Raw genomic sequence first — 12657 nt, forward strand, 5'->3', positions numbered from 1 at the left:
CAACGACGCCCGTAATCGGTTCACTTCATGCCTGTCCACACCCTCAAGATGCTCTTGATCAGCACAAACGCACAGACCTAACGAAGCACTACTAGAAGAAGCCCAGCTTCTTCGGCGAGTAGCTCACGAGGAGGTTCTTGGTCTGCTGGTGGTACGCCGCGGGTGTGGCCCTGGCCAGCGCGAATGCAGCGTTTGAAGGCGAACTGGTGTGTCTTGGCCCGCGTATGGTCCGGATCTTGGTGGTGGCCGGGACGGGCGGTTCGTGAGATGGCGTGCGACCGTTCGGCGCGTATGGCCGAACTGGACGGTTCGTAGGGGTGTCGGGGGCCGCTGGCCCGGCGAAGCCCGGGGATGTGCTGGGCTGCTGGCTGGTATGCGGTGGTGCTGGAAGGACGCGACGGCCGGTGGCGGTGGCCCACTATTGCTCGTGAACCGGACCGCGCTGGGCGACGGCGCGATCCGGTCCCACATGGCACAGGCCGTAGCAAGCCGTCCGCGGGCGTCCAGCCGGTCCAGGTCGGGCGCATAGGTCCAGTTCGGAGCCGTGTGGCCCGCAAGCGGGAATGGGGATCGTGACACGGATGTGGCGGAGTATGCGCAGCGGATCCCGACCTCGATCTCGTCCTTTTGATGCTGGTATGTGCCATGGGTGTCACCGACCGCCAGGCCGCTCGGTGCATGCTGCCCCACCTGTTCGTCACGATTGTTGGCTGTTGTGAGCGGTAGCGGCCCAACTTGGCTCGCGACGACGCGGGGCCTTCCGTGAAGTCGCGCACGACGTTGGGCAGATCACTTCTTCAACGCGGCCCCAAACAAGTCTGTTTGGGGCTTCCTGGCTTGCGCTGAAGTGAACGAAAGGACCCTTTGCCTGTAACTGGGTGTCTTATTGCTTGACCTTGAAAGATTCCTTACGCATCGGTCTAAGCGGCCCTGCCAGGCTTCTCGATCGCCAAGTGTTTGTGATTGGCGAGTCAAGAACCTAGGGGTGGGTTGTGGGGGAACGCGGGGGAAGGCGTGTGCAGTTGGTGCGCACGGCGTTGTTGGCTGCAGTGGTTCTGGTGATTCAGCCCGTTGCGGCGACAGGCATGAATCCGGTGGTGGCTGCCGGCCAGTCTGACGGTTCCAGCACTCCGGCATCCCTGTCTGCCGAAGCTGCCGCATCACAGAAGGCCGCAGCGGACGGTTCCCGGGTCGAAGTCGCCGCCGATCGCACGGAGTACGAGACGACGTACGCCAATCCGGACGGCACGACCTTCACGCGGGATCAGTCGACCGTGCCGGTGCGGGTGCGGCAGAGCGCTGGGTCGTGGACGGACCCTGACGCGACGCTGGCAGTTCGCGCGAACGGGAGCGTCGGTCCGAAGGCGGCGGTGGTGGACCTGACGTTCTCCGGTGGCGGTGAGGGCTCGGGCCTGGTGGACATCGCCAGGGATGGCAAGTCGTTGCGGCTGGGGTGGCCAGGGGTGCTGCCCAAGCCGACGCTGAACGGAGCAGACGCGGTCTACGCCGATGTGCTTCCCGGCGTGGACCTGCGGATGACGGCGACGACCGAGGGCTTCCGTGACCTGCTGATCGTGAAGACCCCGGAAGCGGCCGTCGATCCGGCGTTGAAGAAGGTCGCCTTCTCGCTCCAGTCCGACGGGCTGACCGTCGCGCCGACGAGCGGCGGTGGTATGACCGCCGTGGACGACGACGCACGCCCGGTGTTCGCTGCTCCCCCCGCACTGATGTGGGACTCGCAAGGAGACGCGCCTACCGCCGGGGTAGCCACACAGTTGGAGCGGATCGCCACCGTTACTTCGACCGTCAGCCCGTCCCTGTCGGCAACCACGGATCCGTCCACCGGTACGAAGGACGACGGAACCGCGGGGCCGGGCGACGGCGACGCGTCGGCCGTGCTCCCGGTGCAGGTCAGTTCGGACTCGCTGACCGTGGTTCCGGACGCGACCTTGCTCGGCAACACCGACAGCAGCGCGTTCCCGGTCTACATCGACCCCAGTGTCGGCCTGGACCAGACGGCCCACACTTATCTGCGCTCGGACGGTGTCTCCGACTTCAACTGGAGCAACGGCAGTGACAATGAGGGCAAGGGCACGGGCCACTGCTCATCGTGGAACGGGTACTACTGCGGTCCCGGCTACACCGAACGCCTGTACTTCCAGTTCTCGCCAAGTGGTCTGGCGGGCAAGAAAGTGCTGTCCGCGACGTTCAGGGCCACCGAGAGCTGGTCGTTCACCTGCGATCCGCGCTGGGTCGACCTGGAGCGTACGAGCAACATCTCCTCGTCCACCACATGGTCCACGCGTCCCAACAACCTGGGGACGATGGCGAGTCGCGATGTCGCCGCCGGCCGAAGCTCACTGTGCGATCCCTCGCAGCCCGCGGCGCCGATCGAATTCACTGGTTCCAGCCTGACCACGACGGTTGGGAACTTCGCGGCAGGCAAGTTCTCACGGCTGACGCTGCTGGTGAAGGCCCGGGACGAGACGGACACCAGCGCGTGGAAGAGGTTCCGGGACGACGCGGTGCTGTCGGTGACCTACGTGGCGCTTCCCGCTGTCCCGACCAAAGCTGGCATCGTACAAAGTGGTGGCGTTACCTGTGAGAACGATTCCGCCACGCCAGATGTGATTGGTAGCCCCACACCTAGTCTGACCGCGAGGGTGTGGACTGCGACGGGCGGCGGCAGCGGGGCGAGCCTGCGTGCGCACTACTACATCCAGCAGCGGAGCAGTGCCGGCACATGGTCGGTGGCGACCGAGCCGGTGCGGCCCACCAGCGGCTATGTCGGCAATGGCGTTGTGCTCACCTACCCGTCGCCGATCTCGCTGTCCGAGGGGACTTTGTACCGGTTCGCGGTGTTCAGTCGCTCGTACTACAACAGCGGTGACAGTTTTCTGGAGTCGCACAGTACGGTGACCACGCAGGAATGGTGCTACTTCACGGTGGACACAACGGGCCCGAAGGAACCCACGGTGGCTTTCGGGAGCGGGAGTCCCTACTCCGCGTGCACCGCCAACGCGTGCGATCCCGGGGGCGGTCCGGGCGTGCAGGGACAGTTCGCCTTCTCCCCGGCCTCCGGTGACACCAACACCGCTTACGAGTACAAGTTGGCCAGTTCCACCACTTGGTCAAAACCGATATCCGGGAATACCCCCACTGTAGGGATCGCACCCCAGGTGGCGGGCACTCAGCAACTGCAGGTGAAGGCGGAGGACAGCGCCGGGCGTTGGGGTCCGGCGACGATCGTGAAGTTCAATGTCTCCGAGGGCAAACCTGCCGTCGGACGCTGGCACTTCGACGACGCGGCCCCGGGCTCCGGCGCGACCACGGCCGCGGACACGGCGACGGAAGGAGCGCGGCATCCGGCCACCCTGTACACAGCCGGCTCCGGCTGGTCCTCGCTGGCCCGCAGGGGCGACGGGGACCGGTCCCTGTGGCTGAACGACACCTCCGACACCACCCGCCAGTCCGGGTACGCGGCCACCGCCGCTCCGGTGGTCAACACGCAGTCGTCGTTCACCGTCTCGGCCTGGGCCTATGTGTCGGACACATCCGACTACCCTACGGTGCTGTCGGAAACGGGCAGCGACGGCTCCGGGTTCGCGCTCTACTACTCGCCTGGCGTTCAACGGTGGGTGTTCCTGTGGAACTGGTACGAGAACGGTGTTCGCAAGTACCAGGGTGCGAACGCCGACTCGGCAGGAGTCCCGCTGAAGACGTGGACGCACCTGACCGGTGTCTACAACTCCACCGCGCGCACCATCTCCTTGTATGTCAACGGTCGTTCGCAGGGTTCGCCGGTGCAGCTGCCGGTCACCTCGGACGCGAAGGCCACTGACGGCACACTGCAGTTCGGCCGGGCCAATTTCAGTGCGGGCACGCCCAGTTATGTGAACTACTGGCGCGGCCGGATCGACGAAGTGGCCATCTGGCAGAGGGACTTGACGCAGGAGGAGAGCGGGATCGCCACCGAAGACCGGCTCTTGGACTCCGATGGCAAGGCGAGCACGGAGCTGATGGGAGCCTGGAACCCCGACGGTGCATCCGGCACGACACTGGCGGACTCCACCTCGGGATACGGCCGCACGCTCACGCTGACCGGCGGGGCCTCCCTCGATGGCAAGGGCATAGTCCTGAACGGAACGGGCGCTGCTGCCACCACCCCCGGGCCGGTAACCGACAGCACGGCCTCTTTCACCGCCACCACCTTGGTCGATGTGGACAGCAACGCCTTGCTGACCAAACCTGTCGGCTACAAGGCTCAGGTCGTCGGCCAACGCGGCGCAGACGGATCCGCGTGGGGCTTCTGGTACCAGCTGACCAGGTTCGGCACCGATCAGGACACCGGCGCGACGATTCCGGTCGGTAAGTGGTACTTCGGCCGACTGAACAGCGACGACAGTTTCACCGGCGTGGTCTCCGACGACAACGCCGAACTCGGCAGCCCTGTACGGATGACCGGCACTTACGACGCCCCGTCCGGCACGATCCACTTCTATCTCGGACCCGACGAGAACGACGCCGACACCACCCATTCCTACACGGCGGTAGCCGGATCCGACGACTTTGCGGCCGGTGAGGGATACGTCGGCGGAGCGTGGGCGCACTATCTGCCAGGAAAGATCACCGACATCAGGCTCTGGGCAGGTGCCATGGCCGACCAGCAGCAGATCATCGACACAGTCGGGGACTGATCCACTCGAGTCCCCTTGTCCCCGCACGATGTGGCGTCCATGGGTGGCCCGTACAGCGGTCCCGGGACGCATACCCGGCACATGTCGTCCCACCCGGCTTGACCGCATGGAGGTCCCGTCATGAGTTCCGGCATGAAAGCCCGCTGGATCCGCAGCGCCCTGACCCGCAGCGCCCTGACCCGCGGTGTGCTGACGCCCCGGCGTGCCCACGCGCCGAGTCGGCACGTCGGCCGGGCGCCGGTGGTTGCGACGCTGTCCATGGCGCTGATGGCCTCGGCCGGGCTGGCAGCTCCGGTTGCCCGGGCTGCAAGTGCCGGTCTGGGTAAGCCGGTTGGGCCCAGACAGCAGGTCGACAAGGTACTGACGAGCTCTGATCTGGGCGCGAAAAAGACCCGAGCCCTGGTCGCGAGAACCAGGGCCGCCAACGCGGCCCAGGCCAAACGGGCCAGCGCCCCACAACACGTCGCCTGGCCCACCGCCGCCACCACGACCGGGGAGATACCCAGGCAGGGCACCGCGGTGAACCTGACAGCCGGAGGACTGCCGGTCACGGTCGCCCCGGCCAAGGGCACCGACACCGCGACCGGTCAGGTGCAGGTGCGGGTTCTCGGACAGCAGCAGGCCAAGGACGCGGGAGTCAGGGGTGTAGTGCTCACCGCGGCGGCCACTGAGCCGGGTTCCGCCCAACTGACCGTCGATTACTCGGCGTTCGCCGCAGCCTACGGCGGTGACTGGGCAGGTCGGCTGCGCCTGGTCCAACTGCCCGCCTGCGCTCTGACCACTCCGCGCAAAGCCGTCTGCCGGGCGCAGATACCGATCGACTCACGCAACGACGCCGACGGGCGGACACTGACGGCAAAGGTCGGTTTGGGGGAGGCGGGCGACACGGGCCGGACGTCGCGGACCTCCCTGTCGGCCGCCTCGGCCGCGACCACCTCGGCGACCGTGCTGGCCGCGACCGCAGCCTCCGGGGAATCGGCATCGGGTTCCGGCAATTACACGGCCAGCAAGCTTTCGCCGTCGTCCAGTTGGGAGGCGGGCAGCGCATCGGGCGCGTTCACGTGGTCGTATCCCTTGAGCACTCCGCCGTCCGCCGCAGGCCCGGCCCCCGACCTTTCGTTGTCGTACGACTCCGAGAGCGTCGACGGCAGGACGGCGTCGACGAACAATCAGGGGACACAGGTCGGTGAGGGTTTTGAGGACGTGGGGTCCTCCTATGTCGAGCGGTCCTACGGCTCGTGCGACGACGACGGCCAAGACGGCAAGTACGACGAGTGCTGGAAGTACGACAACGCCTCGCTGGTGCTGAACGGCAAGTCCACCGAGCTTGTGAAGGACGACACCAAGGGTATCTGGCGGCTCAAGGACGACGACGCCTCCACAGTCACCCACTCGACTGGCGCTGACAATAGCGATGAGGGCGACGCCGGTATCGACGGCGTGGGAGAGTACTGGACGGTCACCACGGGCGCGGGCACGAAGTACGTCTTCGGCCAGAACAAGTTGCCCGGCGCGGGCACCCAGCGCACCAACTCCGTATGGACGGTGCCGGTGTTCGGCGACGATTCCGGCGAGCCGGGATACGCGGATGGAACCTCCTTCGCGGGCCGCGCGCTGAACCAGGCCTGGCGCTGGAACCTGGACTACGCCGTGGATCCGCACGGCAACGCGATGTCGTACTGGTACACGCCGGAGACCAACTACTACGCCAAGAACGGCGCGACCACCGGCACCGCCCAATACACGAGGGGCGGCTACCTCACCAAGATCCTCTACGGGCAGAACAAGGACACGCTGTTCACCGGTACCGCCTCGGACGAGGTCACCTTCGACTACGACGAGCGGTGCACCGCGTCCGACTGCTCCTCGCTGACGTCCTCGACCGCCTCCAACTGGCCCGACGTGCCCTTCGACTCGGTCTGCGCATCCGGAGCGGACTGCAACGCGAGCGGTCCGTCGTTCTTCACCCGCAAGCGACTGACCGGCGTCAACACCCTCGCCTGGTCGGCAACCACGAGTGCCTACACGGCCGTTGACTCCTGGGCACTCACCCAGCAGTTCCTGGACCCCGGCGATATCGGGAAGGGCGCCGACAGAACCCTCACCCTGGCGAGCGTCCGGCACACCGGTAAGAACGGCACCGCCATCACTCTGGACCCGGTGACGTTCACCTACCAGATGCGACCCAACCGGGTCGACTCCTCCTCCGACAACATCCTGCCACTGAACAGGCCCCGCATCATCAGCGTCGTCTCCGAAACCGGCGCGATCACCAGCCTGACGCTGTCGGATCCGGAGTGCGTAGCAGGCTCGAACATGCCGTCGTCCGAGGACAACGACACGATGAGCTGCTATCCGACGTACTGGCATAAGAACGGCGCCACCGAAGCCACCCTGGACTGGTTCAACAAGTACCGCGTGCTGGACGTCATCACCTCCGACCCCACCGGTCACGGCCAGACGACGGAGAACCACTACAGCTACTCCGGCCCGGCCTGGCACTACTCCAACGACCCGCTGACCCCGGCAGACGAGCGCACCTGGTCCGACTGGCGCGGCTACCGCACCGTCACTGCCGTCAAGGGTGCGGCCGGCACCACCCAGTCCAAGACCGTGTCCGTCTACCTCCAAGGCATGGATGGCGACAAGAAGAAGGACGGCACGACCCGTTCCGTGTCCGTGCCCGGTGTCGGCTTCACGGGCCTGACCGTGCCGGACCAGACCGACTACGACCGCTTCTCGGGCTTCAGCCGCGAACAGATCACCTACAACGGCACGACTCCCGTCTCCGTCACGGTCAACGACCCCTGGTCCCAACTGACCGCCAGCCAGCAGAAGTCGTACGCCAACATCGAGGCCTACTTCATCCGCACGTACAAGACCCAGACCTCGACGTACCTGACGGCGACCTCCGCCTGGCGAACCCGCAGCGCGACGACCACGTTCGACAGCTACGGCATGCCGACCTTGGTCCACGACGCGGGCGATACGGCCATCACCGGCGACGAGACCTGCACCCGCACCTGGTACGCCCGCAACGACAGCCTCGGCATCAACTCCCTGGTCTCCCGCACCCGGGTGGTCGGCCGCGCCTGCACCACCACCGAAGCCGACCTGAGCCTTCCCGCCTCGTCCGCCAGCCGCGGGGACGTGCTCTCCGACACGGCCACGGTCTACGACAGCACCACCGCGACATCCTGGACGGCTGCGCAGACACCGACCCTGAGCGACGCCACCTGGACCGGACGCGCCTCCGCCTACCCGGCGACGGCCACCTCCGGCGAGCGGTACCCGACGTCCTGGCAGACGGTCTCCACAGGCACGTACGACACGCTGGGGCGCTCCCTGACCGCGACCAACGCGACAGGCGACGTCACCACCACCGCCTACACCCCGGCCACCACCGGGCCGGTGACCAAGTTGACGATCACCAACCCCAAGGCTCAGAAGAGCTCCACGTACCTCGATTACGCCCGCGGCTCCGTCGTGATGTCCTACGACGTCAACAGCAAGTTGACCGAGTCCACGTATGACGCCCTGGGCCGAGCCACGGCCGTCTGGCTGCCCAACCGCTCCCGCGCCGACTCGTACGGCCCCAACTACACATACGCCTACTCCGTCACCAACAACGCCACACCGTGGGTCTCCACCTCGTCGATCCGCAGCGATGACGTCTACAACACCAGCTACACGATCTACGACTCGCAGTTGCGGCCACTGCAGACTCAGTCCCCGACAGCGAACGGCGGACAACTGCTGACCGACACCCGCTACGACAGCCGCGGACTGGCCTACGAGACGTACGCAGACGTCTTCGACTCCTCCACCACTCCCTCCGGCAAGTACGCGCAGGCCGTCTACGGCGGGGCGCCCAAGCAGACCGACATCGTCTTCGACGGAGCCGAGCGGCCGATCACCAGCACGCTGTACGTCGATGGCGTCAAGAAGTGGTCCACGACCACTAGTTACACCGGCGATTCCACCGCCACCACCGCACTGACCGGTGGATCCGCGGTGCGCACCATCACCGACGCTTTCGGCCGCACCACCGAGCGCCGCGACTACGCCGGCACCGACCCGGCCGACACCGACTACGGCGCTGGCGTCGGCGCCGCCTTCACCAGGACGAAGTACAGCTACACACGCGACAGCAAGCCCGACACCGTCACTGGGCCGGACAACGCCAACTGGTCTTACACATACGACCTGTTCGGCCGCCAGGTCTCGGCCACGGACCCGGACGAGGGGAAGACCACCACCTCGTACACCGACCTGGACCAGATCGCGACCACCAACAATTCCCGCAACTCCACGCTCCTCTACGGCTACGACGTACTCGGCCGCAAGACGGACGAGTGGCAGACGTCCAAGACGGACGCCAACAAACTCGCCCACTGGGCTTACGACACCCTGCTCAAGGGACAGTTGGACTCATCGACCCGCTACGTGGGCGGAGTGTCCGGGACGGCCTACACCAAGAAGGTCACCGCCTACGACACCCTGAACCGGCCCACCACCACGCAACTCGTCCTGCCGTCCACCGACGCGCTGGTCAGCTCCGGGGCGGTCGCGGCCACCTTGAGTTTCTCGACCCGCTACAACCTCAGCGGAACCCAGCAATACATCTCCGAACCCGCGGCCGGTGGCCTGTCCGCGGAAATCGTCAAGTCTGACTACAACGCGGTGGGCCTGCCCACCGCCGTCAGCGGCACCAGTGGCTACCTCCTCGCGGCCAGTTACTCCGCCATCGGCCAGACCAATCAGCTCACCCTCGGCACCTCCCCGGCCGTCGACACCAAGAAGGCCTACATCACCAACGCCTGGGAGAAGGGCACCGACCGCCTCAAGCAGTCGGCCGTCACCGACGAGACCCACAACTACGAACTGCAGGAACTGAATTACGCCTACGACGCCGCGGGCGATGTCACGTCCATCACCGACCCAACCACCCTCGGCGGTACCGGAGCGGCCGACTACGAGTGCTTCACCTACGACGGCCACCAGCGCCTGACCGAAGCCTGGACCCCCGCCACAGCCGACTGCTCTGCAACCGGCCGCACCACCACCAACCTCGGCGGTGCATCGCCCTACTGGACCTCGTACAGCTACACAGACAGCGGTCTGCGTTCCAACGAGACCACCCACACATCGGCCGGTAGCACTGCCAAGACCTACTGCTACAGCGCAGGCAAGCCACACGCTCTGACGGCCACCACCACGGCGACCTCATGCACAGGAGTCACCGCCAGCTACGTCTACGACGCGACCGGCAACACCACAACCCGCCCCAACGGCACCGACACCCAGACCCTCACCTGGACCCCCGGGGGGCAACTCGACACCCTCACCGAGAAGTCCAGCACCGGCACCACCAAGACCACCACCAGCCATGTCTACGACGCCGACGGCACTCTGCTGATCCGCCGCAACGCGAACGGCGAGAGCGTCCTCTACCTGGACGACGGCACTGAGGTCCACCTGAACACCGCGACGTCGACCGCCAAGTACTGGGCGCAGCGGTATTACAGCTCGGGCAGCCAGGTCGTCGCGCTCCGCACCAACAAGACCGGCACCCAGACCCTGAGCTGGCTCGCCGGCGACCAGCACGGCACCAGCAGCCTCACCGTCGACGCGACCACCCAGGCGGTCACCAAGCGCTATCTCACCCCGTTCGGCGCACCGCGCTCTGGCGGCACCGGTACCTGGCCGGACGACAAGGCCTTCCTCGGCGCCTCCGCTGACTCCTCGACAGGCCTCACCCACCTCGGTGCCCGCGAGTACGACCCGGTCACGGGCCGCTTCATCAGCGTCGACCCGGTGCTCGACCTGGCCGACCCACAATCACTCAACGGCTACAGCTACGCCGACAACAACCCGGTCACCGGCAGCGATCCCACCGGCCTCATGCTTCAACGGGACGGTGGAGGGAGTGGATCGGGCGACGACGGGGGTAACAAACAGTGCCCGCCCTTTTGCAGCGCCGACGGCCAGCCGCACGGCCCCAGCACTTCCACCGGGGGCAGTAACCGGAACCCCGACGGCAGCCGTGGCGGTGGCACGGTCAGCACGAGCAGCACCGGAAAGGCCACCACCAAGAAGGGCGGCAGTTCCTGGGGCTGGCTGTCCAGCGCCGCCGACACTGTCGTGGACTACGGCTCCGCGATCTTCTCGCAGCCTGACGTCTGGAAGGGGGGCGCGGAGACCGTCGCGAGCATGATCCTGATGGGCTTCGGCGGTGACGCGGTCATCGGAGGCGGCGCTCTCTGCCTCACCCTCGTCGGCTGCATTGCGGGAGCGCCGGCTGTCGCGGGTGGTGTGACGCTGGTGGGCGTCGGGGCGGTCGGGACGGCCGACGGTATCGGGCGCATCAACGACGGTCTTGGCAAGGCGTTCTCGGAGGCTGGCGGGGAATCAGCCGGCTCCTCCGCGGCACCGAGAACCTTTACCTCGGACGATCCTCTCGTGGGTGATGTCGCTACTGAAATTGAGGCAAAGTATCCTGGCCTGGTTAAGGATGTAAATGTCCCTGTCCAACGGCCCGACGGATCCACGCTGACCGATTTCGATATTGAGCTCAAGAATGCGGTGATTCAGGTGAAGGCAGGTCCTGGTAAGGGTGCAGGAGCACAGGTGACGCGAACTCAAGAAGGCACGGACAAACCGGTGATCGTTTATGGCCCTAAGCTCAGGCCGAGTGTCATCAAGGAAGTTAATAGTCGCGGCGCCATTGGTGTCACTTCAATGGAAGATCTGCTTTCGGTGGTGAAGCCGTGAGGGCATTGATTACGTTCCTTCCGTGCGATGTGACTGTCGAAATGGTGCGAGATCGACTGCTCGCGCACGGGGGTGATGCGGATATTCGTGATGGACGGGTAACTGTGTCTCGCAATGGGGCTATCGCCTGGATGGAATCAGGCGTGGAAGATGAGCTGCAAAGCGAATACGAGACGGATGAGCTCGTCCTTATTGAGGGGCTCATCGGGAAATGGACAGCCTTCGTTATCGACTATCGTTCGGTAGAGGTCGCAAATTTCGTCGTGGCGGCGCTGTGCGAGGGGTGGCCCTGTGTTGTGGACGATGATGAAGGATTCATCGGATGGGGAACCGAATACCTCGCGCATCTCCGCAATTAGAGTGTGAGTCCAGGCGTCTTGGCGGGTAAGATAATGCCCCGCGGACTGGCGAGGAATGATGGGGCCTAGGGCAATAAACGGGTCGCCAACGTTTTCTCTAGGCTTCAACCCATCAGGTGTATCCGGCGTTCCGCCGCCTTGCGGCCGCACTCTCGACGGCGGGATCAGCGGCTTCGCGATCTCCCACAGGCCATCCGGAACAGTCCAACTCCACGTACCCCGCCCCATGACCAGTCCAACGAATGATCACCACGTAGGACACGTTCTTACCGGTGCTCGCCTGTGTCATGGGCAGGTACTGGTGAACCGTCGGGTCCGGATAGAAGGCGGAACCGCCAGGTCCCGTGAGCCAGCGGTAGAGCCACTCCGCGAACGAGAACGAGTACTCGAAGAACTCGCCTTCGCCGTTCTCGATGAAGAGCGATCCCTGTCCCAGAGCGCCCCGAGGAGCGTAGAAGATCTCCTCGCCCCGATCGGTGCTGCAGAGCGGAATCAGGCCGTCCGGAGCGCCGAAAGCCAGGTTGGAGGTGCCGAGCTGGACGCGGGGTTCGCCCTCGGGTTCGCCCTCGTCCCGCGCGATCTGTGACCAGGCGCGGGACGTTCCGCGGATCCACTCGGCAAGGTTCCAGCGTTCGGTTGCCGGGGGGCTCAAATAGAGATGGCCATTGAGCTGAACGGGAGCGTAGGTGCCGACGATCTCTTTGAAATCCTCCGGGAAGCCCACGCCCAGCTCGTCCTCCGGCTTGAGCCATGCTTAAGGATCTTGGTATCGCCATGACGGCTCGCCGAGCATCTCCAGCGCACGTCCGAGATGGTCATCCTTCGTT

General features: G+C 65.6%; 3 protein-coding genes and 2 pseudogenes. 3 read left to right on the forward strand and 2 right to left on the reverse strand.

Annotated features, from left to right (window positions below):
- Nucleotides 1-1016 precede the first annotated feature (1016 nt).
- From ACIPTO_RS34815 to ACIPTO_RS34825, 3 genes are all read left to right on the forward strand, one after another.
- Nucleotides 1017-4697 carry a LamG domain-containing protein gene (locus ACIPTO_RS34815; RefSeq protein ID WP_401198724.1) on the forward strand — a complete coding sequence of 1227 codons (3681 nt, stop codon included), beginning with the start codon at nucleotides 1017-1019 and terminating at the stop codon, nucleotides 4695-4697.
- 120 nt (nucleotides 4698-4817) lie between these two features.
- Nucleotides 4818-11471 carry an RHS repeat-associated core domain-containing protein gene (locus ACIPTO_RS34820; RefSeq protein ID WP_401198726.1) on the forward strand — a complete coding sequence of 2218 codons (6654 nt, stop codon included), beginning with the start codon at nucleotides 4818-4820 and terminating at the stop codon, nucleotides 11469-11471.
- A gap of 143 nt (nucleotides 11472-11614) precedes the next feature.
- Nucleotides 11615-11830 carry a hypothetical protein gene (locus tag ACIPTO_RS34825; protein ID WP_401199095.1) on the forward strand — a complete coding sequence of 72 codons (216 nt, stop codon included), beginning with the start codon at nucleotides 11615-11617 and terminating at the stop codon, nucleotides 11828-11830.
- Between the two features lie 111 nt (nucleotides 11831-11941).
- On the opposite strand, the pseudogene ACIPTO_RS34830 reads toward ACIPTO_RS34825, so the two are convergent.
- Nucleotides 11942-12058 (reverse strand): annotated as a pseudogene (locus ACIPTO_RS34830) (IS5/IS1182 family transposase); the annotation flags it as partial.
- Between the two features lie 139 nt (nucleotides 12059-12197).
- Nucleotides 12198-12560, reverse strand: a pseudogene (locus ACIPTO_RS34835) (SMI1/KNR4 family protein); the annotation flags it as partial.
- Nucleotides 12561-12657 lie beyond the last annotated feature (97 nt).

It is taken from the genome of Streptomyces sp. NPDC090083 (assembly GCF_044747445.1).
GTDB lineage: Bacteria > Actinomycetota > Actinomycetes > Streptomycetales > Streptomycetaceae > Streptomyces.

What these genes read in the sequence shown, in the direction of transcription:
- ACIPTO_RS34820 (WP_401198726.1), top strand. Translation starts at nt 4,818, where the DNA reads ATGAGTTCCGGCATGAAAGCCCGCTGGATCCGCAGCGCCCTGACCCGC.